The 25,453-nt window shown below is 72.1% G+C and carries 22 protein-coding genes; 13 read left to right on the top strand and 9 right to left on the bottom strand.

What is annotated here, in order from left to right:
* Positions 1 to 58: 58 nt before the first annotated feature.
* The 5 genes from ACGFIA_RS21675 (at position 59) to ACGFIA_RS21655 (ending at position 4,705) form a co-directional block, all read left to right on the top strand.
* A complete protein-coding gene (locus ACGFIA_RS21675) occupies positions 59 to 1,849 on the top strand; it encodes a 3-hydroxyacyl-CoA dehydrogenase family protein (RefSeq protein WP_393261682.1) in 1,791 nt (596 codons plus the stop codon).
* Between the two features lie 41 nt (positions 1,850 to 1,890).
* Complete coding sequence (locus tag ACGFIA_RS21670) at positions 1,891 to 2,385, top strand: SigE family RNA polymerase sigma factor (RefSeq protein WP_393261679.1); 495 nt, start codon at positions 1,891 to 1,893, stop codon at positions 2,383 to 2,385.
* On the top strand, positions 2,382 to 3,434 hold the full coding sequence (locus ACGFIA_RS21665) for a hypothetical protein (protein ID WP_393261676.1): 1,053 nt from the start codon (positions 2,382 to 2,384) through the stop codon (positions 3,432 to 3,434). Before ACGFIA_RS21670 ends, ACGFIA_RS21665 begins: the two co-directional genes overlap by 4 nt.
* A 61-nt stretch (positions 3,435 to 3,495) precedes the next feature.
* Positions 3,496 to 3,828, top strand: coding sequence for a hypothetical protein (locus ACGFIA_RS21660; protein ID WP_120573406.1), 333 nt, complete (start codon positions 3,496 to 3,498; stop codon positions 3,826 to 3,828).
* Positions 3,829 to 3,895: 67 nt separating this feature from the next.
* Entirely contained in the window at positions 3,896 to 4,705 is an 810-nt protein-coding gene (locus ACGFIA_RS21655; RefSeq protein WP_357389317.1) for an alpha/beta hydrolase, read from the top strand.
* Positions 4,706 to 4,709: 4 nt separating this feature from the next.
* On the opposite strand, the gene ACGFIA_RS21650 is transcribed toward ACGFIA_RS21655, so the two are convergent.
* From ACGFIA_RS21650 to mce, 5 genes are all read right to left on the bottom strand, one after another.
* Positions 4,710 to 5,813: an AI-2E family transporter gene (locus ACGFIA_RS21650; RefSeq protein ID WP_393261875.1), complete on the bottom strand. Its 1,104-nt coding sequence runs from the start codon at positions 5,811 to 5,813 to the stop codon at positions 4,710 to 4,712.
* Positions 5,814 to 6,170: 357 nt separating this feature from the next.
* Positions 6,171 to 8,246, bottom strand: coding sequence for a hypothetical protein (locus tag ACGFIA_RS21645; protein ID WP_393261673.1), 2,076 nt, complete (start codon positions 8,244 to 8,246; stop codon positions 6,171 to 6,173).
* Positions 8,247 to 8,417: 171 nt separating this feature from the next.
* Positions 8,418 to 9,668 (bottom strand): DivIVA domain-containing protein, encoded by a 1,251-nt coding sequence (locus ACGFIA_RS21640; protein ID WP_357389320.1) that lies wholly within the window; start codon positions 9,666 to 9,668, stop codon positions 8,418 to 8,420.
* Positions 9,669 to 9,931: 263 nt separating this feature from the next.
* Positions 9,932 to 11,287 (bottom strand): crotonyl-CoA carboxylase/reductase, encoded by a 1,356-nt coding sequence (gene ccrA / locus ACGFIA_RS21635; RefSeq protein WP_393261670.1) that lies wholly within the window; start codon positions 11,285 to 11,287, stop codon positions 9,932 to 9,934.
* A gap of 299 nt (positions 11,288 to 11,586) precedes the next feature.
* The gene (gene mce / locus ACGFIA_RS21630) at positions 11,587 to 12,051 is read right to left on the bottom strand and encodes a methylmalonyl-CoA epimerase (RefSeq protein WP_357473615.1); all 465 of its coding nucleotides are present in this window, start codon (positions 12,049 to 12,051) and stop codon (positions 11,587 to 11,589) included.
* Between the two features lie 62 nt (positions 12,052 to 12,113).
* On the opposite strand from mce, the gene ACGFIA_RS21625 reads away from it, so the two are divergent.
* Positions 12,114 to 13,307 carry an acetyl-CoA C-acetyltransferase gene (locus ACGFIA_RS21625; RefSeq protein ID WP_393261665.1) on the top strand — a complete coding sequence of 398 codons (1,194 nt, stop codon included), beginning with the start codon at positions 12,114 to 12,116 and terminating at the stop codon, positions 13,305 to 13,307.
* Positions 13,308 to 13,372: 65 nt separating this feature from the next.
* A complete protein-coding gene (meaB, locus tag ACGFIA_RS21620) occupies positions 13,373 to 14,374 on the top strand; it encodes a methylmalonyl Co-A mutase-associated GTPase MeaB (RefSeq protein ID WP_393261662.1) in 1,002 nt (333 codons plus the stop codon).
* Between the two features lie 38 nt (positions 14,375 to 14,412).
* Here the strand turns inward: meaB and ACGFIA_RS21615 are convergent, their stop codons facing one another.
* Positions 14,413 to 15,057: a helix-turn-helix domain-containing protein gene (locus tag ACGFIA_RS21615; RefSeq protein ID WP_357389330.1), complete on the bottom strand. Its 645-nt coding sequence runs from the start codon at positions 15,055 to 15,057 to the stop codon at positions 14,413 to 14,415.
* Between the two features lie 143 nt (positions 15,058 to 15,200).
* Between ACGFIA_RS21615 and ACGFIA_RS21610 the strand changes: the two genes are divergently transcribed.
* On the top strand, positions 15,201 to 17,339 hold the full coding sequence (locus tag ACGFIA_RS21610; RefSeq protein WP_357389332.1) for an ABC transporter permease: 2,139 nt from the start codon (positions 15,201 to 15,203) through the stop codon (positions 17,337 to 17,339).
* A 92-nt stretch (positions 17,340 to 17,431) separates the two neighbouring features.
* Positions 17,432 to 17,836 carry an Asp23/Gls24 family envelope stress response protein gene (locus tag ACGFIA_RS21605; protein WP_262014031.1) on the top strand — a complete coding sequence of 135 codons (405 nt, stop codon included), beginning with the start codon at positions 17,432 to 17,434 and terminating at the stop codon, positions 17,834 to 17,836.
* A gap of 15 nt (positions 17,837 to 17,851) precedes the next feature.
* Here the strand turns inward: ACGFIA_RS21605 and ACGFIA_RS21600 are convergent, their stop codons facing one another.
* A complete protein-coding gene (locus ACGFIA_RS21600; RefSeq protein WP_030503874.1) occupies positions 17,852 to 18,268 on the bottom strand; it encodes a winged helix-turn-helix domain-containing protein in 417 nt (138 codons plus the stop codon).
* A 77-nt stretch (positions 18,269 to 18,345) separates the two neighbouring features.
* Between ACGFIA_RS21600 and ACGFIA_RS21595 the strand changes: the two genes are divergently transcribed.
* The 4 genes from ACGFIA_RS21595 to ACGFIA_RS21580 all read left to right on the top strand — a co-directional run bounded on the left by ACGFIA_RS21595 (position 18,346) and on the right by ACGFIA_RS21580 (position 21,462).
* Complete coding sequence (locus ACGFIA_RS21595) at positions 18,346 to 18,687, top strand: DivIVA domain-containing protein (RefSeq protein ID WP_393261657.1); 342 nt, start codon at positions 18,346 to 18,348, stop codon at positions 18,685 to 18,687.
* A 5-nt stretch (positions 18,688 to 18,692) separates the two neighbouring features.
* Complete coding sequence (locus ACGFIA_RS21590; protein WP_357389336.1) at positions 18,693 to 18,944, top strand: hypothetical protein; 252 nt, start codon at positions 18,693 to 18,695, stop codon at positions 18,942 to 18,944.
* A gap of 117 nt (positions 18,945 to 19,061) precedes the next feature.
* Complete coding sequence (locus tag ACGFIA_RS21585; protein WP_357389338.1) at positions 19,062 to 19,814, top strand: FadR/GntR family transcriptional regulator; 753 nt, start codon at positions 19,062 to 19,064, stop codon at positions 19,812 to 19,814.
* A gap of 193 nt (positions 19,815 to 20,007) precedes the next feature.
* Positions 20,008 to 21,462, top strand: a complete 1,455-nt coding sequence (locus ACGFIA_RS21580; protein WP_357389340.1) for a P1 family peptidase — start codon at positions 20,008 to 20,010, stop codon at positions 21,460 to 21,462.
* A 940-nt stretch (positions 21,463 to 22,402) separates the two neighbouring features.
* Here the strand turns inward: ACGFIA_RS21580 and ACGFIA_RS21575 are convergent.
* Positions 22,403 to 23,923 (bottom strand): ABC transporter substrate-binding protein, encoded by a 1,521-nt coding sequence (locus tag ACGFIA_RS21575; RefSeq protein ID WP_357389341.1) that lies wholly within the window; start codon positions 23,921 to 23,923, stop codon positions 22,403 to 22,405.
* A gap of 405 nt (positions 23,924 to 24,328) precedes the next feature.
* On the bottom strand, positions 24,329 to 25,417 hold the full coding sequence (locus ACGFIA_RS21570) for a 3-isopropylmalate dehydrogenase (protein ID WP_357473607.1): 1,089 nt from the start codon (positions 25,415 to 25,417) through the stop codon (positions 24,329 to 24,331).
* Positions 25,418 to 25,453: the final 36 nt, after the last annotated feature.

Here is a 25,453-nt window from a genome sequence, read left to right as displayed (position 1 = left end):
CATAACCTTAGCGGCCGTTCATGTCGCGGACGGCGGAGTCGAGCAGGGGAGGCCGGTCGTGGCGCGGGAGTTCACCAGGGTGGGCGTGGTGGGTCTGGGCACCATGGGTGCCGGCATCGTGGAGGTGTTCGCCCGCAACGGCATCGACGTGACAGCCGTCGAGATCTCCGACGGGGCGCTGGAGCGCGGCCGGGCCACGCTCACCGGCTCCACCGACCGGGCCGTGGCGAAGGGCAAGCTCGCCGAGGCCGAGCGGGACGCGCTGCTCGCGCGGGTCGACTTCCGGGTCGGGCTGGACGCGCTGCACGACGTGGACCTGGTGATCGAGGCGGTACCCGAGCATCTCGACCTCAAGCAGCGGATCTTCGCCGAGTTGGACCGGGTCTGCAAGCCCGAGGCGATCCTGGCCACAAACACGTCCTCGCTGAGCGTCACCGAGATCTCCGTCGCCACCACCCGGCCCAACCAGGTCATCGGCATCCACTTCTTCAACCCGGCGCCGGTGATGAAGCTGGTCGAGGTGGTCCGCACGGTCGTCACCTCCGCCGACGTGGTCGCCGACGTGGAGGCGCTCTGCGAGCGGCTCGGCAAGGTCGACGTGACGATCAGCGACCGGGCCGGCTTCATCGCCAACGCGCTGCTGTTCGGCTACCTGAACCACGCGGTCGGCATGTTCGAGGCCCGGTACGCCACCCGCGAGGACATCGACGCCGCCATGAAGCTCGGCTGCGGCCTGCCGATGGGCCCGCTGGCGCTGATGGACCTGATCGGCCTGGACACCGCGTACGAGATCCTCGACACCATGTACCGGCGCGGCGGCCGGGACCGCCGGCACGCGCCGGCCCCGCTGCTCAAGCAGATGGTCACCGCCGGGCTGCTGGGCCGCAAGTCCGGTCGCGGCTTCTACACCTACGAGCGGCCGGGCTCGCCGAAGGTCGTACCCGACGAGTTCACGCCGCTGGTCGCGGACGCCGCGCTCGCCGACGGCGCCCGCGCCATCGCGAAGGTCGGCGTGGTCGGCTCCGGCACCATGGCCACCGGCATCATCGAGGTGTTCGCCAAGGCCGGGTACGAGATCATCTCGGTGACGCGGGGCGCGGAGAAGTCCGCGAAGGTCTGCGAGGCGGTAAAGACCTCGCTGAACAAGGGCGTGGTGCGGGGCAAGCTCAGCGAGAGCGACCGGGACGACGCGCTCGGCCGGATCACCTGGTCCGCCACGCTTGAGCACCTGGCCGACGTCGACCTGGTGGTCGAGGCCGTGATCGAGGAGCTGAGCGTCAAGAAGGCGCTGTTCGCCAGCCTGGACGAGATCTGCAAGCCGGGCGTCGTGCTGGCCACCACCACCTCGTCGCTGCCGGTGATCGACGTGGCGATGGCGACCCAGCGCCCGGCCGACGTGATCGGCCTGCACTTCTTCAACCCGGCGCCGATCATGCCGCTGGTGGAGATCGTGCAGACCATCCGCACCTCCGCCGAGACGTCGGCCACCGCCCGCGCGGTCACCGCGAGGCTCGGCAAGACCGGCGTGGTCTGCGGCGACCGGTCCGGCTTCATCGTCAACGCGCTGCTGTTCCCGTACCTGAACGACGCGGTGAAGATGCTGGAGGCCAGCTACTCGACCGCCGACGACATCGACTACGCGATGAAGCTCGGCTGCGGCTACCCGATGGGCCCGTTCGAGCTGCTCGACGTGGTGGGCCTGGACGTCTCGCTGGCCATCCAGCAGGAGCTGTACCTGGAGCTGCGTGAGCCCGGCTTCGCCCCGGCGCCGCTGCTGGAACACCTGGTCACGGCCGGCTACCTGGGCCGCAAGTCCGGCCGCGGGTTCCGCGACCACACCCGGCGCTGACCGCTGTCAACAGCCGGGCCCGGTGACGGCGTCTTCGAGGTGTGACCTTCGAGGAGTACGTCGGCAGCCGTGGCCCGGCTCTGTTGCGTCTGGCCCGGCTGCTGACCGGCGACGCGCACCGCGCCGAGGACCTGACGCAGGACGTGCTGGCGCGCGCGTACGTGCACTGGCGGAAGATCGCCCGGGCCGACCGGCCCGACGTGTACGTGCGCCGGATGCTCGTCAACGCGAACACGTCCTGGTGGCGGCGGCGGTCCAGCCGTGAGCTGGCGGTGGACACGTTCGCCGACCGGCCCGGACGCGGCGACCTGGGCGGCGAGGCGGCCGACCGGGACGAGATGTGGGGGCTGATCCGCGCCCTCCCGGACCGCCAGCGCGCCGTGCTGGTGCTGCGCTACTACGAGGACCTGGACGACGCCACGATCGCCCAGATCCTCGACTGCTCCCCGGTCACCGTCCGCACCCACGCGATGCGGGCGCTCGCCCACCTCCGGGAGCGCTGCGGCGTCCCGATGACCAAGGGGAGCCGGCCGTGACCGACCTCGACGAACGGATCGCCTCGGCGCTGCGGGAGCACGCCGAGGGTGCCGTGGACATCGACCGGCTGACCGCCGGGGCCGTGACGGGTGGCCGTCGTCGGCTACGCCGTCGGCGGGCCGTGCTCGGTGGAGGTCTCGCCCTGGTCGCGCTGCTCGGTGGCCTGGCCGTCGTCCCGGGCCTGCCGGGCGTGGACCGGCCGTTCACCGGCCCGGCCGGCCCGGCCGCGTCGGCCGGTGCAGCGCCACCGCTGATGCGGGCCGCGCCGGGAGCGGCGGCCGCGCCGGAGGTCGTCGGCACAGACGCCGGGGTGCTGCACTTCGGCGTCGACACCACCCGGGTCCGCTACCTGAGCTGGGAGGCGTCGCCGGGCCGGGAGACCGTCGGGCTGGACGTCGGCGACGGGCGTAAGGTCACCGTCGAGCTGGCGCGCTCGTCGCAGACGCTGCGGGATGCCAGCGCCGAGGGGGTGCCGTTCGAGGTCGCTGCGCTCGCCGAGGAGGCGGCGTTCGACGGCCGGACCAGCACGCTGACCGTCGACGGGATGCCGATCCAGGTCCGGCAGTGGCGACCGGTGCCCGGGTTGTACGCGCGGGCCAGCGTATCGGCGCAACAGGACACGGCGCTGACCGTCGCGGCCGAGGCGTTGCGGCTGACCGAGGCGCGCCGCTGTGGTGCTCCGGCCCGCGTCACGACCGTGCCGGACGGCGCCCGGGTCGCCAGCTGCCGGGTCAACGTGACCGGCTTCCCGCGGTTGGTGACCGCCCGGTTCGGCATCGCCCGTGCCGACAACCACCAGATGAGCGTCTCCTACCAGTACGCGGCCGAGATCTCGCCACAAACCGTGGACCGCAACATGACGATCGGCGGGCGTCCCGCCCACCTCTACTCCGCACAGGACCGGATCGAGCTGCTGGGCGTGCCGAAGTCGCGCCTGCTCGCCGATTACGGCTGGCCGGAGCAGGGGTTCGACAAACTCGACGCGGCGCTCGTGCTGGGCGGCGTCCGGGTTGCGCCGGACCCGACCCGCCCGGAGACCTGGGACTGAGCGCTCGTCCGTCGGCCGGCCGCCCGACTCGGGCCGGTCCGGCCGGCGGACCGTACGCTTGGTGACCGTGAGCCCCCGTCGCAACCGCCCTCGCCGGGAAGAAGGCCCCGGCCTGGACGCCGAGCGTGCCCGCCACGGCGTGCCGACAGTGCAGCAGTGGCGCGACGGCGACTGGCAGATACGCGCGATCAGCGGCGGCGCGTCGGTGAAGACGTACCGCTGTCCCGGCTGCGACCAGGAGATCCGCCCCGGCGTGGCGCACCTGGTGGCCTGGCCGGCCGACGACCGGGGCGACCTGACCGACCGCCGGCACTGGCACTCCGGCTGCTGGCGGGCCCGGGACCGGCGTGGGCCCAACCTCCAGCGCGGCCGGGGCGCCCCGCGCTACGGCTGAGCGATCTGGATCACCCGGTTCGCGTCCCGGTGGGCGGCGGGGCCGCCGACACGGGAGACTGGCAGGCGTGAGCACTCCGATTCGCGCGTCGTCGATCCTGCCCGGCCGCCGGGAGGACATCGAGCTGCACACCGCCGACGGGCTGACGCTCGTCGGCGAACTGGCCCGGCCGTTGGACCGCGAACCGGCCGCCACGCTGGTCTGCCTGCACCCGCTGCCCACCCACGGCGGGATGATGGACAGCCACGTGTTCCGCAAGGCCGCCTGGCGGCTGCCCGCGCTGGCCGGCCTGGCCGTGCTCCGGTTCAACACCCGGGGCACCAGCAGCGTCCGCGGCACCAGCGAGGGCGCCTTCGACGGCGCCGTCGGCGAGAAGTTCGACGTGGCCGCCGCGATCGAGTACGCCGAGTTCCACGAGCTGCCGAACATCTGGCTGGTCGGGTGGTCGTTCGGCACCGACCTGGCGCTGAAGTACGGCTGCGACCCGGCGGTGGCCGGCGCGATCCTGCTCTCCCCGCCGCTGCGCTTCTCCGCCCCGGAGGACCTGGCGGTCTGGGCCGATTCCGGCAAGCCGCTCACCGCGCTGGTCCCCGAGTTCGACGACTACCTGCGCCCGGAGGAGGCCCGGCAGCGCTTCGCCGCTGTGCCGCAGGCCGAGGTGGTGGGCGTGGACGGCGCCAAGCACCTCTGGGTCGGCGACGCGGAGAAGGTGCTGGACGAGATCGTCCGGCGGGTCGCCCCCGGCGTGCCGCTGCCGCTGCCGACCACCTGGGACGGCCCGATGGAGACCGGCGACGTCAGCGCGTACGCCGACCGTACGGTAGCCGCGTTCGCCGACACCCCGGTGCCCGGTCCGGCCCAGCGACGCGCCGAGTAACGGGTCAGCGCGCGTCCTGGCGGGGCAGCACCACCTCGCGCAGGATCAACTGCAACGCGGCGACCGTGGGTATCGCGATGAGCGCGCCCACCACGCCCAGCAGTGCCACCCCGAGCAGCGCGGCGAGCAACGCCGCCACCTCGTTCACCGACACCGCCCGGCGCATGATCTTCGGATAGAGCAGGTAGTTCTCCACCTGCTGGTAGAGGATGAAGAACACCAGGCACGCGATGCCCACCGGCAGATCGGTGGCGAGCCCGACGAGCGTCACCACCACCGCGCCCAGCGTCGCGCCGATCTGCGGGATCAGGTCGGTCACCGCGACCACCACCGCCAGCGCGAAAGGGTACGGCAGCCCGACCGCCAGCGCGAACACGAACGTGGTCACGCCGGCCAGCACCGCGATGGCGAGCGCGCCGACCATGTACGCGCCGACCCGGGTCAGGATCTCGTCGCCGATCAGCCGGACCCGCTCCCGGCGCGAGCGCGGTGCCAGCGCGTACCCGAGTTCGCGCAGCTTGTCGAAGTACGCCAGGAAGTAGATCGTCAGCACCAGCACGGTGAGCAGGCGGAAGATCGTCCCGAAGATCAGTTGCGCCCCGCCGAGCACGCCGCCGAGCGCCCGCCCGATCGTGTCCGCGTTCGCCGCCGCCTGGACCCGCTCCATCACGTCGTACCGGATCACCAGGTCGTTCACTGTGGGATTGCGGCGCAGTTCCTCGACGTAGCCGGGTAGCTGCTGCACGAACTGGCCGGACTGGGTCACCACCGGCGGCACCAGCGCCAGCAGGCCGGCGACGATCAGCGCGAGCAGGGTGAGCGTCACCACCGCCACCGCCAGCCCGCGCGGCACGCCCCACCTGCGCAGCCGGACCACCGCCGGGTGCAGGCCGACCGCGAGGAACAGCGCGATCACCACGAGCACCAGGATGCCGGCGGCGTTGCGCAGGCCCAGGAACAGCGCGTACGCCAGCAGCACGCCGAGCGCGCCGGTGAAGCCGATCAGGAAGGCGCTGCGCCGCAGTGGCCGCCCCGGCACACCGAAGCGCCCGCTCGGCTCGAACTCACCCGGCTCGACGTCGGCGGGCCGCTCGCTGCTCGCCTCGATGCCGGTTCGCGGGCTCCTCGCGGCACCCGTGGTGTCGCTCGCGGCGGCGCGTGTGGTCTCGCTCGCGGGCTTCACCGGGCCGGCGATGTGCACGTCCGCGGCCTCGTCCTCGTGGGCGGCGGAGCCCTCCTGCGACACCCGTGCCTCCCGGCTCTCCCCGCTGCCCGGCGGCCCGCCGGTGACGTCCCCGGCCGACGCGCGACCCTCTGCCCGCAGGGTAGTCGCCGCCACCCCGCGCCGGCCATCCCACCACCACTGCCGCCGCGCTCGCCGGCCGGCGGTTCAGGGAAGTCGCGTGATCCGGGCGGGCCGGATGCCGCCACTTCGACCGAAGTAGCGGCATCCGAGGCAGTCGGATCAGTCCTTGTCGACGGTGACGGCGCTGGGCTTGGCGCTGCGCTCGTCGGTGGTCGGCTTGGTGGGGCGCTTGCCGTTCTCGCCGGTGCTGGTGATCTTCGTCGGGGTGGCGCCCCGGCCACCCTCGCCCGGCACGGCGGCGACAGTCGGTTCCCCGTCGACGCCCGCCCCGGCGGGGGAGTCCATCGTGGTCACCGGCTCACCGACCGGCTTGGCCTTGCCCGCCTCGGCCGGCTCGCCGTCGCCCTTGGCCGGCGTGGCGCCCTTCGTGTCGGCCTTCGTGTCGGCCTTCGCGGCCACCGGCGCACCGCCACCGACCGGGACATCAGCCGGGGCGTCGCCGCCCGCCGGCTCGCCGTCGCCGGTCGAGCGGCCGGCGGACGCGGCAGTGGCGAGCTCGTCCGGGTCGACCGGAGTGGCCGCGATCCCGGCCGAGTCGGCGTCACGCCGCAGGTCGCCGAGGCGGCGTTGCAGGTCGTCGGACTCCTGCCGCGACTTCCAGGTCTCGGTACGCAGGTCGGCCAGCTCCTGCTGCGCCTTGGCGATCTCCAGCATCACCCCGGCGAGCTGCTGCCGGCCGGCGGCCACCTCCTGCTGGGTGGCGGCCAGGTGCTGCTGCGTGGTGGCCAGGTGCTGCTGGGTCGTGGCCGCGTACTCCTCGAACTGGCGGCGCGAGGCCGCGACGTGCTCGTCGGCCTTGCGGCGCTGCGCGCCGGCGTCCGCCTCGGCACGGCGCAGCAGCTCGGCGGCCTCCAGCTCGGCCTGCTGCCGCATGCTGAGCGCGTCCGCCTCGGCGGCCTGCCGGACGTCGGCGGCGGTGCGCTCGATCTCGTCGCGCCGCGTGGTGTACGCCTGCTCTAGCTCCTCCTGCCGCTTGGCGTGCTGCTTGTCCAGCTCGTCCCGGCGCTTGGCGAACTCCTGCTCGGCGGCGGCCCGGCGCTGGGCCAGCTCCTTCTCCGCGCTGTCCCGCCGCTCGGTGACCTCCTTCTCCACCCCGGCCCGCCACGCGCCCAGCTCCTGCTGGGTCTGGGCGCGGGACTGCTGCACGTACGCCTCGGTCTCGGTGCGCATGCGCTGCACGTACGCCTCAACCTCGGCGCGGTTGCGCTTGCCGGCCTCGGTGGCCTCGGTGGTGAGCCGGCTGGCCTCGGCGCGGGCCCGGCCACGGGTGGCCTTGGCCGCCTCCTCCGCGTCGTCCACGATCTTCTTGGCCTCGGCCAGCGCCTTGGCGTGCGTGGCCCGGCCGGCCTCGGCGGCGGCGTCGGTGAGCCGCTTGGCCTCCTGCTGCCCCTTGGCGTGCACCTCCTTGGCCGCCTCGCGGAGCTGGTTCGCCTCCTGCTGGGCCTTGGCCAGCACCTCCTTGGCCGCCTCGCGCAGCCGGGCGGCCTCCTGCTGGGCCCGGGAGTGGATCTCCTTGGCGGTGTCGCGGAGCTGGGTGGCCTCCTGCTGGGCCTTCGCCAGCGCGTCCTGGGCGGTGCGGCGCAGCTTCTCGGCCTCGTCCCGCGCGGCCGTACGCAGCTTCGCCGACTCGTCCTGCGCGGCCTTGCGCAGCTGCGCCGACTCGTCCTTGGCGGCCTTGAGCGTGGCCTCGGCCTCAGCCTTGCGGGCGGCGGTGTGCCGCTCCTCCTCGGCCCGGCGGGCGGCCAGCGCGATCTCGAAGTCCTTCAGCGCCTGGGCGGCCTGCTCCCGCGCCTCCTCGACGATGTGCTCGGCGGCGGCGCGGCGGGCCTCGATCTCCTCGTTGGCGGCGCTCAGGATCTCGTCGGCCTGTTCCTCCGCCATGGTGAGGATCTGCTCGACGCGCGGACCCAGGTGCCGGAACGAGGCCCGGTCCACCACCCCCACCTGCTTGCGCACCTGGGCCAGGTCGCGCTGCAGCACCTCGACCTGACCGGCCAGCTTGTGGATCTGGGTGTACGCCTGTTCCCGCTCGGTGGTCAACGCCGCGATCTCGTGCTCCGCGCGAGCGACGTAGCGGTCGACCTGCCGTTTCTCGTACCCCCGAAGGGCGGACTCGAAGCTGGGCTCCGTCGTCACGTCCCCGCCGAGCGCGAACAGTTCCTCGCCGTGCGACATGCCCCCATCCTCACACGCAACCGGCTCTGCTGGGGCGATACGGACGCCCCTTCTGGGAGCTACTTCACCCTCCTGGCGAAACGGTCCGCACAAGCATGACGGCGCGGGGCGACACCGGTCACCCGGTGTCACCCCGCGCCGTGGCTCATGCCCCCGACAGCGGGTGTTCGGTCAGCCGGCCGACTCGGCCGTCACCTTCTGCGCGGAGGCGTCGGCCTTCGGCGTCTCGGTCTTGCCGCCGGCCGGCACGCCCGGCACGATGCCGGCCAGGCCGGAGAGCATCTGCCCGAGCTGCGAGGTGACGGCGTCCTTCTGCCGGGTGAGGTCCTCGACCTCGCGGCGGGCCGCCTGGGTGGTCAGCTCGGCCTCGGTGCGGGCCTCGTTGAGCACCCGCTGCGCCTCGGCGCGCGCCTCGTTGAGCGTCTTGTCGGCGAGCGCCTTGGCCTTGTCGACTGTCTCGTTGGCGGTGCGCTCGGACTCGACCCGCCGGGACTCGGCCCGCTGCTCGATCTCCTTGGCCCGCTCCTGCGCGGCACGTGCCCGCTGCTCGGCCTCGTTCACCAGCTTCTGGGTCTGCGCGACCTGGGCGGCGTGCCGCTCCGACTCCTCGCGCTCGGCCTTCTCCCGCCGCTCGGCGAGCTGGAGCTCCAGGGCCTGGAGGTCCTTGTCGCGCTTGTCGCGTGCGTCGGTGAGCAGCTTGGTCGCCTCGGCCCGCTTCTCCTCGGCCTCCCGGGCGGCCTTGGCCCGCTGCTGGGTGATCTCCCGCTCGGCGGTGGCGCGCAGCGTGGCGACCTCGCGCTCGACAGTCGACTTCAGCTCGGCGACCTCGTGCGCGGTGACCGTACGGAGCTGCTTGGTCTCCCGGTCGGCGTCGGCGCGGAGCGTGTCGGCCTCGCGGCGGGCCTGCACGCGAACCTCGGCGGCCTCCCGCTCGGCCGCGGTACGGACGCTGCCGGCCTCGCGCTCGGCGGTCGCCTTCATGGCGGCGGCCTCGGCGCGCGCCTTGTCGGTGATCTCACGCGCCTCGAGGCGGGCGGCGGAGAGGATGCCCTCCGACTCGCGCTTGGCCTCGTTGCGGTGGTCGTTGGCCTGCTCCTCGGCCAGCCGCAGGATCTGCTCGACGCGGGTGCCCAGGCCGGACAGGGTCGGCCGGCTGTTCTCCTCGAGCTGCTTGTTGGTCTCGGTGAGCTTCTGCTCCAGGGCGTTCTGGCGCTGCTCGGCCTGCCGCAGGCGGCGCTGCGCGTCGTTCATCCGCTGCTCGGCCTCGGCCCGGGCCTGCTCGGACTGGCTCAGGGCGGCGGTGAGGCGGCCGATGAAGTCGTCGACCTGGTTGGTGTTGTAACCACGCAGGCCAACGGTGAAATCGGGCTGTGAGTTCGCGTTATCGAAGAACGCGAGAGGGGAGGACTGCTGCTGGGGCATTGGGACATACTGGCAGACGCCCCAGGGTGGTTCGCAAGAGCGGTCGGCACCTTTCGCGTCCTGTTTACATGGTCAACTCGGTCGGCCGGTGACAACGGACCAACTGGCGATCTTGGCAGCTCCCGGGCGGGTGGGGCGGGTCGGGCTTCTACGCGGAAGGCGGCGCGAAAAGGGCCGCGGGTCGGTACCCGCGGCCCTTTGTGCGTACGCCGGTCGAATGGTGCCCCGGTCGGCCGGAAAGGCAATCCCTGACGACCGTACGGTCAGTGACCGCGGAACCGGTTGATGGCGCTTTCGTGGCGCGAACGCATCTCGGTGTCGCGGACGCCGAGCCCGTCGGTGGGGGCGAGGCACCGGACGCCGACCTTGCCCTGGTGCGCGTTGCGGTGCACCTCGTACGCGGCCTGGCCGGTCTGCTCCAGCGCGTAGGTCTTCGACACGGTCGGGTGCACCTTGCCGAGCGCGACCAGCCGGTTGGCCTGCCACGCCTCGTGGTAGTTGGCGAAGTGGCTGCCGACGATGCGCTTGAGGTGCATCCACAGGTAGCGGTTGTCGTACTGGTGGTTGTAGCCGCTGGTGGAGGCGCAGGTGACGATCGTGCCGCCCTTCTTGGCGACGTAGACGCTGGCGCCGAACGTCTCCCGGCCCGGGTGCTCGAAGACGATGTCCGGGTCCTCGCCGCCGGTCAGCTCGCGGATGCGCTCACCGAAGCGCCGCCACTCGTCCTGGTCCTGGGTCTCGTCGTCCTTCCAGAACTTGAAGCCCTCGGCGGTCCGGTCGATGACCAGCTCGGCGCCCATCTTGCGGCACAGCTCGGCCTTCTCCGGCGAGGAGACCACGCAGACCGGGATCGCGCCGCCGTTGAGGGCCATCTGGGTGGCGTACCCGCCGAGGCCGCCGGAGGCGCCCCAGATCAGCACCACGTCGCCCTGCTTCATGTTCGCGCCGTGGTGCGAGACGAGCTGCCGGTACGCGGTGGAGTTGACCAGCCCCGGGCTGGCCGCCTCCTCCCAGGTCAGGTGGCGCGGCTTCGGCATGAGCTGGTTGGCCTTGACGATCGCCAGCTCGGCCAGGCCGCCGAAGTTGGTCTCGAAGCCCCAGATCCGCTGCTGCGGGTCGAGCATCGTGTCGTCGTGACCGGCGGAGTCCTCCAGCTCGACCGACAGGCAGTGCGCGACAACCTCGTCGCCGGCCTTCCACTTGGTCACGCCCGGCCCGGTACGCAGCACCACGCCCGCGGCGTCCGACCCGACCACGTGGTACGGCAGGTCGTGGCGGCGGGTCAGCTCGGAGAGCCGGCCGTAGCGCTGGAGGAACTTGAACGTGGGCAGCGGCTCGAAGATGCTCGTCCACACCGTGTTGTAATTGATCGCGCTGGCCATCACCGCGACCAGCGCCTCACCCGGGCCCAGCTCCGGGACCGGCACCTCCTGCACGTGCAGGGCCTTGCGCGGGTCCTTGTCGCGGGTGGCCATGCCCTCGAACATGCGGGTGTCCTCGGCACGCACCACCACGCCCCGGTAGCTCTCCGGCACGGGCAGGCCGGCGAGGCCGGCGAGCTCCCGCTCCGGCTGCGACGAACCCTCCGCCGCCATGATCGCTTCGAGGATGTCCTGCACGGTGACCTCCCGTTAGTCCGCACCCGCACAACGCGGGCAGGGGTGCTGCCATCGTCGGCGCCGGTGCGACGGGACCGCCATGTCGGCAATCGACACATTCCGGCACCGGTCGCGCTCCTGTCCGGCGGACGTTACTGAACGGTAGCTAAAGCGGGAAGCCCTCTGTGAAAAACTGCATCCACCGATGAGTGGAGCTGTCCGTGGGAACGCGCAAGCGCGCACGGCCGCGCGCGTTCCCACTTGTTAGGAAGGGCCCCTTCTTAACAGACGTCTGTTAAGAAGGGGCCCTTCCTTGCGGCTCAGGCGGGCTGGACCAGCTCGATCAGCACGCCGCCGGCGTCCTTCGGGTGCACGAAGTTGACCCGGGAGTCCGAGGTGCCGCGCCGGGGCGTGTCGTAGAGCAGCCGTACGCCGCGCTCGCGCAGCGCCGCGCACGCCACGTCGATGTCCGCCACCGTGTACGCGACCTGCTGGATGCCCGGCCCGCGCTTGTTCAGGAACTTGCCGATCGTGGTGTCCGGGGAGAGCGGGGCGAGCAGCTGCACCATGCCGCCGGAGGCGTCCGGCCCGACCGCGAGCATCGCCTCGCGTACGCCCTGCTCGTCGTTGGTCTCGGTGTGCACGCAGCGCATCCCGAAGGTGCGCTGGTAGAAGTCGATCGCGGCGTCCAGGTCGGCCACGGCGATCCCGACGTGGTCGATGCGGCGCAGGCCGATGTCTGTGACAAACTCGGCAGCGGGCTCGACGGGGGAGTTCTCAGCCATGACGCTAGTCTGACCGAACAATCGTTAAGGCGTACAGGTCGGCACCCCCTCGGAGGCAGGCAATGGCTTCGGTGATCGTCAGCGGCGCGCGGACCCCGATGGGGCGCCTGCTAGGCAACCTCAAGGACCTCCCCGCGACCCGGCTCGGTGGCATCGCGATCAAGGCGGCCCTGGAGCGCGCCGGCGTCGCGCCCGAGCAGGTCCAATACGTGATCATGGGCCAGGTGCTCCAGGCCGGCGCCGGGCAGATCCCGGCCCGGCAGGCGGCCGTCGAGGCCGGCATCCCGATGTCCACCCCGGCGCTGACCATCAACAAGGTCTGCCTCTCCGGGCTGGACGCGATCGCGCTCGCCGACCAGCTCATCCGGGCCGGTGAGTTCGACGTCGTGGTGGCCGGCGGCATGGAGTCCATGACGAACGCCCCGCACCTGCTGCTCGGGCAGCGCTCCGGCTACAAGTACGGCGACGTGACGGTCAAGGACCACATGGCCCTCGACGGCCTCACCGACGCCTGGGACTGCTGCTCGATGGGCGAGTCCACCGAGCGGCACGGCGCGAAGCACGGCATCACCCGCGAGGAGCAGGACGCGTTCGCCGCGGCCAGCCACCAGCGCGCCGCCGCCGCGCAGAAGAACGGCCACTTCGGCGAGGAGACCACCCCGGTGATCATCCCGCAGCGCAAGGGCGACCCGCTGGTGATCAGCGAGGACGAGGGCATCCGCCCGGACACCACCGCCGAGTCGCTGGGCCGGCTGCGTCCCGCCTTCACCAAGGACGGCACCATCACCGCCGGCAGCTCCTCGCCGATCTCCGACGGCGCCGCCGCAGTGGTCGTGATGAGCAAGGCCAAGGCCAAGGAGCTGGGCCTGACCTGGCTGGCCGAGATCGGCGCGCACGGCAACGTGGCCGGCCCGGACAACTCCCTGCACTCGCAGCCGTCGAACGCGATCAACCACGCCCTGAAGAAGGGCGGCCTGAGCATCGAGGACCTCGACCTCATCGAGATCAACGAGGCGTTCGCTGCGGTGGGCATCCAGTCCACCCGTGACCTCGGCATCAGCCCCGACAAGGTGAACGTCAACGGCGGCGCGATCGCGCTCGGCCACCCGATCGGCATGTCCGGCGCCCGCCTCGTACTCACGCTCGCGATGGAGCTGAAGCGGCGCGGCGGCGGCACCGGCGCGGCGGCGCTCTGCGGCGGTGGCGGGCAGGGCGACGCGTTGATCATCCACGTCCCGAACGGCGCCGAGAGCTGATTATCTGTGAGTGCGAGGAGTGAGCCGGGTTTGCGAGCCCCGCAGTCGCGAACGAAGGCGGCACTGTGAACGACGCAAGTAACGCCCCGGCGGCGGCCACCGGCCCGGTGCGCCGCAGCCGGGACGTACCCATGCTGGTGGAACGGGCCCGCGCGGGCGACCCCCGCGCGGTGGCCCGGCTGATCACCCTGGTCGAGTCCGGCGACGAGGTGCTGCCGCAGGTCGCGGCGGCGCTCGCGCCGTACTCCGGGCACGCCCAGGTGGTCGGCCTGACCGGTTCGCCGGGGGTGGGCAAGTCGACCACCACGAACGAGCTGGTACGGGCGCTGCGAGCGCGCGGCCACCGGGTCGGCGTGCTGGCCATCGACCCGTCCAGCCCGTTCACCGGCGGCGCCATCCTCGGTGACCGGGTCCGGATGCAGGACCACGCGACCGACCCGGGCGTCTACATCCGCTCGATGTCCAGCCGGGGTCACCTGGGCGGGCTCTCCGCCGCGACGCCGCAGGCGGTGCGGGTGCTGGAGGGCGCGGGCTGCGACGTGGTGCTCGTCGAGACCGTCGGCGTCGGGCAGGCCGAGGTGGAGGTGGCGTCGCTTGCCGACACCACGCTCGTGCTGCTCGCGCCGGGAATGGGCGACGCGATCCAGGCGGTCAAGGCCGGCATCCTGGAGATCGCCGACGTCTTCGTGGTCAACAAGGCCGACCGGGACGGCGCGGACGCGACGGTCCGCGACATCCAGGGCATGATCGCGCTCGGCGAGCGCGGGCCGGGGGAGTGGCGTCCGCAGGTGGTCCGCTCGATCGCCGCCCGTGCCGAGGGCATCGACGACATCGCCGCCGCCATCGACAAGCACCGCGAGTGGCTGGAGCGCCACGGCGAGCTGCGCCGCCGCCGGGAGGCGCGGGCCGCCGCCGAGATCGAGGCGATCGCGCTGGGCGTGCTGCGCGCCCGGATCGGCTCACTGCGCGACGGTACGCAGCTCCCGACGCTCGCGGCCAAGGTGGCCGAGGGCGCCCTCGACCCGTACGCGGCGGCCGACGAGCTGCTGGCCCAGCTCGGTTCCTGAAGGCGCGGCCGCCGGGTTCGGCCGGCCCGCCTCCGGGCTCAGAGTTCCGCGTCGGTGAGCGGGTTGGCGGCTCCGGGCCGGCTGACCGGAGCCGCCAGCATGCCGGCGATGGCGTCGGCGAGGAAGTCGCCGACGTCCAGCCAGCGCGGGTCCTGCCCCTCCTGCTCGGCCCGGGCCTCGACCTCGGCGGTGGCGGTCATGACGATGCGGGCGATCAGCGCCGACCGGCCGGCCACCACTCCCCGGTCGAGGTGCGCCAGGCGCGACGCCAGCGACGCGCGGGCCGGCAGGTCGACGAAGGCCGACTCGAACGCCTCGCGCATCAGCACCCGCAGCGTCGGGTCGTGCAGGGCCTGGGCGAGGAAGCGGGCCCGCCAACTCGGCCGGGGCAGGCTCGCGAGCACCGCCATGGACGGCTGTACGAGACTGCGCACGTCGCCGAGGACCGAGTCGGGCTGCTCGGGCATCGCCCGGCGAGGTCCGGCGAGGGCGTCCATGTGCCGGGCGACCAGTGCCCGGAGCAGGCCCTCCCGGCCGCCGAAGTAGTAGCGCACCGCCGAGTGGTTGGTGTTGCCGGCCACCTCGGCCACCCGGCGGTCGGAGACCTGGGCGATCCCCTCCTCGGCGAACAGGCGTTCGGCCGCGTCGAGCAGCGCGACGCGGGCTGCCTCCGACCGTGCCATGACCGCACCCCTCCTCGTGGACCGCGCGACTGTGGCGCAGGCCAAACCTAGTCGTTTCGTGGTCCGGTGCCGGCGTCACCTACACTACGTAAGTCAGCTGACTTACATTCTGGCCCGACGCGGCCGCGAACCCAGTCCGGAGCATGCCTGTGCCGTCCACCACCGACCCGGCGACCGCCGAGCCGAACGCCGCCGACCGCAAGGAACGGATCATCCGCTCGGTCGCCCTCTTCGTCATGCCGTTCCTCATGGTCACGATGATGTTCGCGACCTACGTGGCGACGATGCACTCCCCACACCCCCGGCAGATGCCGGTGGCGGTGGTCGGCAGCGGCGCCCAGGCGCAGGGCGTCGTCGACGCGCTCAACGCCACCCCCGGCGAGCCGGTCGAGGCCCGCCTGGTGACGTCCCGGGACGCCGCGGTCGAGCTGCTGCGGGACCGGCAGATCAGCGGCGCGCTGCAACTCCCGGCCGCCGGGTCGGACCAGGCGACGATCTTCACGGCCTCGGCGGCCGGGGCCTCCGCCTCCGCCACCGCCCAGCAGCTTCTCGCCCCGGTCGCGGTGCAGCAGCAGTGGACGTCAACGGTCGAGGAGGTCGCGGCGCTGCCCGACGAGGACCGGGCCGGCATCGCCGTGCTGTTCGCCGCGATGGGCATGATGCTCGCCGGGTACGTGCCGCTGAGCCTGCTCCTGATGGCCACCCCCCACCTGCTGCGCCTGCGGCGGTTCGTCCCGCTGGTCGCCGGCTGGTCCGCGCTGACCAGCACGATCGTCTGGCTGATCCTCGGCCCGGTCGTCGGCGCGGTGGACGGCCACTACCTCACGTTCCTCGGCGTCGGCATGCTCGCCACCGCCGCCGTCGGTCTCGCCCAGCTTCTGTTCACCAAGCTGATGGGGCCGCTGGCGGTCCTGCTCGGGATGCTGCTCTTCGTCGTGTTCGGCATGCCCGCGTCGAACCTGGCGCTGCCGGTCCACACGATGCCCGGGTTCTTCCAGTTCCTGCACGGCGTACTGCCCCTGCCGGCGGCCGGCGAGGCGCTGCGGTCGGCGCTCTACTTCGACGGCCGGGGCATCGGCGTCCACCTGCTGACGCTCGCCGCGTGGATCGTCGCCGCCGTGGCGCTCTGCCTGCTCAAGGAGCGCGGTGGGGCACCCATCCCGCAGGCACCGCAGGTCGACGGCCCGGACACGCCGCTGCCCGCGCTGGCCGGCGGGCCGCCGCGGTCCAAGCGATTCCGGTACGCGACGGTCGCGGCGTTCCCGCTGAGCATCCTTGTCGTCGTGGTGGGCCTGATGAGCTTCTCCATGCACAAGCCGGAGCCCCACGACATCCCGGTCGCGGTGGTCGCCGCCGTCCCGGAGCAGGCCGAGCGGGCCGCCGCCGGGCTGCGGGCGGGCCTGAACGGCGTCGTCGACATCTCCGTGGCCGCATCGGTGGACGAGGCCCGCGAGCGCATCCTCGCGCGTGACCTGGTCGCCGCGTACGTGCTGCCGTCCACGCCCGGTGGCGAGGCCACGCTGTACTCGTCCTCGGCCGCCGGGTCCAGCCAGCACACCATGGTCCAGACCATGTTCCAGCAGGTCGCGGCCGGGCAGCAGATGCCACTGGCGGTCACCGACGTGTCGCCGCTGAGCGAGACCGACACGATGGGCAGCAACAGCCTGTACGTCGGCATGTCCTGGATCATGTCCGGCTTCCTGATGCTCGCGGTGCTCCGGGGCGGGGCACCGCACATCCGGCGGCTGCGGCAGTTCCTGCCGATCCTCGGTGGCTGGGCGATCGGCATGTCCGCCTGGCTGTGGCTGCTGTTCGACGTGATCATCGGCGCGGTCAACGGGCACGCCCTGGAGATGATCGGCTTCGGCGCGCTCACCATCTTCGCCGTGTCGCTGGTGACCGCCGTGTTCACCCGTACCTTCGGCCTCGCCGCGATCATCCCGATGATGGTGGTCCTGATGATGGCCGGCGTGCCCGCGTCCGGGGGCGGCCTGTCGGTCTACATGGTGCCGGAGTTCTTCCGGACGCTCCAGGGCGTCCTGCCGCTGCCCGCAGCGGTGGACACGGCCCGGTCGCTCGTCTACTTCGGCGGGGTCGGCGTCGGACGGAACCTGGCCGTCGTGGCGGTCTGGGCGGCGGTCGGCCTGCTGCTCAACCTCGGTGTCGACCGCTGGCTCCGGCGTCGCGAGCAGGCAGCGGGCGGCGCCGGGCCGCACCCGGTGCCGGGCACCTCCGGCGGGCTGGACGGGATCGGCGAGCCGGCGCCGGCCGGGGCACGCTGAACCGGGCGGCCGTCCACTGCGGACCGCCTCCGCCTAGTACGCTCGCACCGCCCCACGCCGTCGGCGCGGGGCGGTGCGACGGGTGGGAGAGCATGGCTGACGAGGCGACCCAGGAACTTCAGGTGACGCCGGACGCGGTGGCGGCCGGGACCACGCACGTCTCCGACGAGGTGGTGGAGAAGATCGCGGTGGCCGCCGCCCGGGGGGTGCCCGGCGTGGCCGAGCTGGGCGGTGACGTGGCCCGGTTCTTCAACGCGGTGCTCGACCGGGTCGGGCTCGACCAGGTCGGCGACGCCCGGCGGGGCTGCACGGCCCACGTCACCGACGGCGCGGCCGTGATCAACCTGGTCCTCGTGATCGAGGCGGGCCACCCGGTTCCGCAGGTGACTGACGAGGTGCGGATCGCTGTCGCGTCCGCCGTCGAGGCGTACGGCCTGCGGGTCGACGAGATCAACATCAAGGTCGACGACGTGGCGATGGGTACGCCCACCGCCTGACGCGCGCCGCCCGGCTCAGTCGTGTGCCGGGCGGGTCAGCTCGACCTCGTCACCCGGCAGCAACTCCACGTCGCCCTCCGGGCCGTGGATCTCGAGCACCGGCACGCCCTCGTCCAGCAGCATGTTCCGGCGCTCGGCGCCGGTAGGCATCCGCGCGACGACTCTCGCGCCCGCGGCCAGCTCCACCTGCCTGCGTTGCGGCGTCTCCCGGACCCGCGTGCCGAGCGGACGGCTTGTGGTGACGAGCCCTTCCGACCGCAGCAGCGAAATCGCCATCCGGACCGCGTCGCGGCCGATCTGATGCTCCTGGCTGAGCCGCGACTCGCTGCCGACGCTCGCCCCGGGCGGCAGCGCGCCCGATTCGATCTGCTCTCGGATCAGGTCGGCGAGCTGGACGTAGACCGGCGTGTGCGAGCGCGGATCGATGGTCATGACGTAAGCCTTGTGCCCCGGTAGATCTGATCCATCAAGGCTTTATGGCAATGATGGATTGTGGCCATGTTGTATTCTTGCTATGGTCGGAGCGTGTTCGCGCGGTAACCGGCGGACATGACTCCTTCGAGTGCGCGCGAGCCGGTCGCGGCACCACCCAGCCGGGCTGCTACCGGGCAGCCAACTACACGCCGTTGCGTCCCTGGCAGGTACGGGAACGGCGGTTCCGGACGACGCGGCTGGGCCGGCGCGGGCTCGACCCGGCCGAGGTGCAGGAGTTCCTCGACCGGGTGGCGCTCGACCTGGCCGACGTCTACCGGGCGCTCGGCGTCAGCCGGGAGGAGACCGCGCGGGTCCGGGACGCGCTGCGGCGCTGGCAGTCCGAGCAGGCGCAGAAGCGGATGAACACGGGAGTGTAGGGCCGATGAGCGAACGGTTCGTCATCCACCTGCCGGTGGTCGCCGGTGACCTGGCCGGCGCCGTACGCCTGGCCCGGGTCGTGGCCCGCTGGTCGGGCGTGCTCGCCCAGGCAGACCCGGGCGAGACCACCGTCTCGGCCGAGGACGAGCAGGGCGTACGCCATCGGGTCTTCTGCGATCTGCGGATGGTCGGCGGCCGGCGCTGCCTGCTGCGGGCCGACCACGACGGCCCGTGCGACCGCCGCCTCCTCCGGTGACCTGCCGCCCGGCCTGCGCACTCGTCGTGGCGGGCGGGGGCTGACCACCGGGCGGGTCGATGCACCGTACCGTTGTTCGCAGCGGCGCGAGGCCGCCGTGCGTCGGGAGGTTTCGCCATGCCGAAGGCTGTCTCGTTCGCTCCAGTGCGGACCGTGCGGGCGTACGAGGGGATCGTCCGGCAGGTCGAGGAGCGGATCGCCGCCGGGGATCTGCGGCCGGGGGACCGGCTGCCGAGCGAGCGCGAGCTGACGACGCAGTTCGACGTCAGCAGGTCCACTGTGCGCGAGGCGCTGCGTGTGCTGGAGAGCAGCGGCCTGGTCCGCTCGCGCCCCGGGGACCCCCTGGGGCCGCAGGTGATCGCCTCGACCGCCTCGGCGATGCGCAAGCTGTTCGCCCGGGTCGTGGACAGCCGGCGGCTCGGCGTGGCGGAGCTGCTCCAGTTCCGGATGATCATCGAGTCGGCGGCCGGATCGGTCGCTGCCCGGATGGCGTCACCGTCCGAGTTGGACGAGCTGGAGCAGGCGCTGGCGGGCATGCGGGACGCGGTGGCCGATGGCTACGAGGCGTTCAGCGCGGCGGACGTCCGCTTCCACGAGCACGTCGCGCGGCTGTCGGGGAACGAGTTGCTCGTGCTCTGCCTCGACGCGGTCCGGAGCATGGTGCTGGACCTCATCTCGACCAAGCTGGCGCAGGCGCCGGACCCGCAGGCCCTGATGGAGCGCACCCTGGCCCACCATCGCCGGGTCATCGACGCGATGCGGGCGGGCGAGGCGGACGAGGTGGCCCGGCTGACCCGCCAGGAGCTGCACCACTACTACGCCGAGTACGTGCCGGAGGAGCGGCGTTCGATGGTGGACGTATTGCTCTGATACCGCCTGATGTGGCCTGACCTGGGATTACCCGAGTGGGCCATTAGCTGGGCCAGGTCTTCCCTTCAACTGGTCTGACCAGTAGCCTCCCCCACATCGCTCGTCGTGTACCACGGGGGACCACCAGTTGACCAATGCATCGACCGCCCCGAATCGGGGTGGCGGTCGCACCGCTTCGCATAGGAGAAGCTGCATGAAGTCGTCCAGATTCGCTGCGATCGCCGCGGCAGCCCTGGTCGTCCCGGGACTCGCGCTCGTCGCGTCGCCCGCGTCGGCCAACCCCGCCGCCGGCGCCCCGGGCGCCCACAACGCCATCACCGACGTTCCCGGCATCCAGGTCGGCCAGGTGCAGTCCGACACCGCTCCGTACCTGACCGGCACCTCGGTCGTCTACATGCCGCAGATGTCGGTGGCCAGTGTGGACCAGCGCGGTGGCGCCCCCGCCACCAAGGAGACCGACCTGCTCAGCCCGCTCAACTCGAACCCGGGCGTCAACGCGATCCAGCTCGGCGGCAGCAGCATGTACGGGCTGTCGGCCACCAACGGCATCATCCGCTGGCTGGAGGACCGGGGCGAGGGCGTACGCGTCGGCGCCGGCGGCGTGGCCCCGATCGTGCCGGCCGCGGACATCTTCGACCTCGGCCGCGGCGGTGACCCGAAGGCGCGCACCTCCGCCGAGTGGGGTTACCTCGCGGCGCAGGCCACCTCGGACGGTCCGGTCCGCCAGGGCGGCGTCGGTGGCGGCACCGGTGCCCGCGGTGGCGGCCTGCGTGGCGGCGTCGGCACCGCCAGTGTCCACCTCGGCGACGGCATCTACGTCGGCGCGATGGTGATCGTCAACCCGGCCGGCTCCCCGGTCGACCCGGCGGACTGCACCCTGTACGGCGTCAAGTTCGGCATCGGCAACGAGTTCGCCGGGTACAAGGCGCCCAAGAAGCAGGAGTGCAACCCGCCGAGCACCGCCGCCCAGCAGCCGGCCAACACCACGATCGCCGTGGTCGCCACGAACGCTCCGCTGGAGAAGGCCGCCGCGCAGCGCATGTCCGGCAACGCGCACGACGGCATGGCCCGCGCGATCAGCCCGATCCACACCCTGGGCGACGGTGACACCGTCTTCGCCGTCTCCACCGGCAAGGGCGAGGCGCTGCAGATCAACGACCCGGCCGACACCCGTCAGCTGAACGCCATCTTCAACGCCGGTGCCAGCACGCTGGCCCGCGCCATTGCCAAGGCCGTCCTCTCGTCCGAGAGCATCGGCAACACCACCAGCTACTGTGACCGCTACCCCTCGGCCTGCAAGGGCATGAAGCAGCTCAAGCAGTGGCGTACGCAGGGCAACGCCCCCGACGTGACGCCGGAGACCTTCGCTCAGGCCACCCAGGCGCTGCAGCAGACGCCGGTCCCCGCGCCGGCCGCTGCCGACAACGGCAAGGACAAGCCCAAGCCGAAGCCGAAGGCCGCTCCGGCGGGCAACACCACGGAGCAGGAGTCGCAGAACGGCATGGTTCTCGCCTCCGGCAACACCGGTGGCCCCACGCTCTCCACGGGTGTGACCACGGGCCTGCTGGCCGCGGGCATCCTCGGCGTCGGCCTGCTGGGCATGCACCTGCGGGGTCGCCGACGGGCAACCACCGCCCGGCTGAGCTGACACACGCTGTCCCACCCGGCGCCGCGACTGTAGGCGCCTGACGATCGAGGCGGGCTTCGTCCACACGGACGGGGCCCGCCTCGCGTCGTTCCCGGCGCGCCCGCCCGACGGAGACGTCGTCCCCGATTGCGGGTGCGCCTCGTCGACCTTGGAGTTGTGGCACCTCACATACCTCGCTCACGGGGCACTCCGGGCGTCACAACTCCATGATCGACGACGGTGGGGCGCGCTCGGGCGCATAGGGAGCGGCGGCGGGAGTGGGTGCGGGACACCTCGGCCGGCAGGTGGCAGCGCTTCGAGGCCGACGGGCATCGGGACCGCGTCCACCGTTCAGCCGCGGCTTCCCCGCCTGGCGGCGAGTCCCCGGCCCCGTCCTGAGCCGAGGCGGCCGTGTCTGTCCGCGATCTCGGGCGGGCCTCGCGCCGACAGCGGGCTCGCCCGTACGACGGGCTCTGTGCACAGTCATTGGTGCGCGTCGCCTCATTCCAGGCGTGCCTGCCCGACCGCGAATCGCGGGCCTTACTGATTCCGCAGGACGCATCTGCGCGCGATCTCGGGCGAGCTTCGTCGACCTTGGAGTTGTGGCACCTCGTATATCTCGCTTACGGGACACTCCAGGCGCCACAACTCCATGATCGACGGACGCGCGTCAGAGCACGGGTGCGCCGGGGCGTGGGTCACCGGACGAAGTCGTCGATCTTGCACTTTGTGCCCCGGCAAAAGGGGTGAACCTCGCGCGCCGAGGGCCGAAACTGCAAGATCGCCGAGGGCGGAGGGCGGAGGGCGGAGGGCGGAGGGCGGAGGGCGGAGGGCGGAGGGCGGAGGGCGGAGGGCGGAGGGCGGAGGGCGGAGGGCGGAGGGCGGGGCGGGTGGGGTGGGAATGCGAGAAGGACCTGGTGGGCTGGGGAGCCCTACCAGGTCCTTCTGTGGGTGGAGCAGGTTACTTCTTCGACACCTTGGTGACGTCGAACGACTGGGTCACCGCGTCCTTCGGGTAACCCTCGACGCCGTCCCGGATCACCGCGAGGTTCGGCAGCAGGAACAGCCAGTCGCTGGCGGCCTCCTGCGAGATGACCTTCGCGGCCTCGGCGAACTTCTTGTCCCGGGTCGCCGCGTCCAGGGCCGTGTCGGCCTCCTGCATGAGCTGGGTGACGGCCGGGTTCTTGTAGCGGTGGTAGTAGCCCGGCTCGCCGTAGCGGACCAGGTCACGCGGCTCGACGTGGGCGATGATCGACAGGTCGTAGTTGGCCTTGCCGAACACCTTGTCGAGCCACTGCGGCATCTCGACGTTGTTCTGGGTCACCTTGATGCCGACCTCGTTCAGCTGCGAGGCGACGAACTGCGCCGACGCGCGGGCGTAACCCGGCGGCGGGACGTCCATGGTCAGGGTGAGCCCGTTCGCGTGGCCGGCCTCGGCCAGCAGCTGCTTGGCCTTGGCGGGGTCGTGCGGGAAGTCGCCGGTGCGGTCCTCGTACCACGGGTCGCTCGGCGGCACCATGCTGCCGATCTTCGTGCCGTACCCGGACCAGACGGTCTTGATGAGCGCGTCGTGGTCGATCGCGTGGCGGATGGCCTGGCGGACGCGGGCGTCGGCCAGCGGGCCCTTGCCGTTGTTCATGGCCAGGACGACCTCACCTGTCGTCTTGCCCTCGACCACCTCGAACTGCTTGTTGCCCTTGAACACCTCGAGCAGCTGCGGCGCCTGGATGTTCGCCACGATGTCGAGCTGACCGGAGAGCATCGCGTTGTTCAGCGCGTTGGCGTCGGTGATGTAGCGGAAGACGGCGGAGGCGACCTTCGCCTTCTCGCCCCAGTAGCCGTCGTGGCGGGCCAGCGTGATGCTGTCGCCGCGGTTCCACTTGTCGAACTTGAACGGGCCGGTGCCGTTCGGCTTCGTGCCGAGGTCGGTGGCGTTCTCCTTGAGCACCACGCCGACGCGGCCGGCGACGTCGAACAGCCAGCTCTGGCTCGGGCGGGACAGCGTGACGTCCACGGTGGTGGCGTCCGGCGCCTCGACGGTCTTCACGACGGTCATCTGCGACTTGAACGGGTTCGTCGAGCCTTCCGCGGTCACCCGCTTGAAGCTCCACACCACGTCCTGCGCGGTGAGCTTCTGACCGTCGTGGAAGGTGACGTTGTCGCGGAGCTTGAACGAGTACTTGGTGCCGTCGTCGGACACCTTCCACTCGCTGGCCAGCAGCGGCTCCACCTCACCGGTGTCCGCGTTCTGGCGCACCAGGCCCTCGTACACGTTGTAGAGCAGGACCTGCGGGATCGCGGCGCCGGCCTCGGCGGTCAGGTCGAGGCTCACCGGCTCCAGGTAGGCGCCGAGGGTGACGGTGCCGTTGCCGGAGCCACCCCCGGTGGTGGTCTCCGAGTCGTCGCCATCGCTACTGCACGCGGTCAGAGCCAGCGCCGTGGCGAGCAGCACGGCGGGCAGCGTTATCTTCAGCCGATTCATTCGTGTGTCCCATCGCGAAGAACGCCAAGGGCGCTCGTAGCCTGTGAGCCGGGACACTAGGAGCGTGGTACCCGATGCAAAAGGGCCAGTTCAGCGGGGTGGGCAGGTACCAATCGTCGCCCGGGGAGCCAGCGGTGGCCCGGTTTCGGGCGGCCGGGCGGCAACGGGCGCGGGAACACGCGGTGACACCGCCACGAACGGCTCTCAGCAGGTGAGATGCGGTTTTCGGCGGGCACGCCAGGTCCGTCCGTGAGGTCCCCGAACGTTGCCCGCGACGTCGTACGGGAGGTGGCCGTTCGGCGCTGCCCACGTCCCCGTACGCCCGACCCCGTCCAGCCGGGGTGCCAGGCGAAAAAGGTGGCGGCGGGGTCCACCCCGCCGCCACCTCGATCAGCCGATGACGCGCTACGCCGGCAGCGCCTCCGCCTGGTACGCGCCGTCGGCGATGGCGGCGGCGACGGCGTCGCCGAAGTCCTCGGTCGACATGCCCATCTCCGGCCCGCGCATGGCGCCCAGGCGCGGCAGGACCGCCTTCACGCCGTCCTCCAGGCTGCGCGCCGCGTCCGGGTGGCCCAGGTGCTCCAGCATGAGCGCGGCGCTGAGGATCGAGCCGGCGGGATTGGCCCAGCCCCGGCCGGCGATGTCCGGCGCGGAGCCGTGCACCGGCTCGAACATGCTCGGCGCCGACCCGGTCGGGTTGAGGTTGCCGCTGGCCGCCAGGCCGAGACCGCCCTGCACGGCCGCGCCCAGGTCGGTGATGATGTCGCCGAACAGGTTGTCGGTGACCACCACGTCGAACCGCTCCGGCTGGGTGACCAGGTAGAGGCACATCGCGTCGACGTGCACGTAGTCCACCTCGATGTCCGGGTACTCCGCGGCGACCTCCTCGAAGGTCCGCTGCCACAGGTCGCCGGCGTACGTCAGGATGTTCGCCTTGTGCACCAGCGTGACGTGCTTCCGGCGGCCCAGGGCCTGCCGGAAACCGTGCCGGATGAGGCGTTCGACACCCTTGCGGGTGTTCACCGACTCCTGGGTGGCGATCTCGTCCGGCCCGCCCCGGTGGATGAAGCCGCCGGCGCCGACGTAGGCGCCCTCGGTGTTCTCCCGCAGGATCACCAGGTCGCACTGCTCGGGACGCAGCCCGCCGATGGGCGAGGGCACGCCTGGCAGCAGCTTCACCGGCCGCAGGTTGACGTACTGGTCGAATGCGGTCCGCAGGTGGATGACCAGGCCGCGTTCGAGCACGCCGGGTGGCACCGACGGGTCGCCGACGGCGCCGAAGAGAATGGCGTCCGCCTTGGCCAGTTCCTGTTCCACGTCCGGCGGCACGACCTGGCCGGTTATCCGCCAGTAGTCCGCGCCGAGTTCGTAGTCTTCCCACACCAGGTCGAGCCCGAACCGTCGGGCGGCGGCGTCGCACGCCTTGACCGCCTGCGCGGTGACCTCCGGTCCGATGCCGTCGCCGGGCACCAGCGCGATTCGCTGGGCGCTCATTAGTCCACCCCTGTCCGCGTGCAGGAGACCGTCACC

This window comes from Micromonospora sp. NPDC049203 (assembly GCF_043197215.1).
Lineage (GTDB): Bacteria > Actinomycetota > Actinomycetes > Mycobacteriales > Micromonosporaceae > Micromonospora.
Note: the sequence above shows the minus strand (reverse complement) of the source record. Positions and strands in the feature narration are given on the sequence as shown.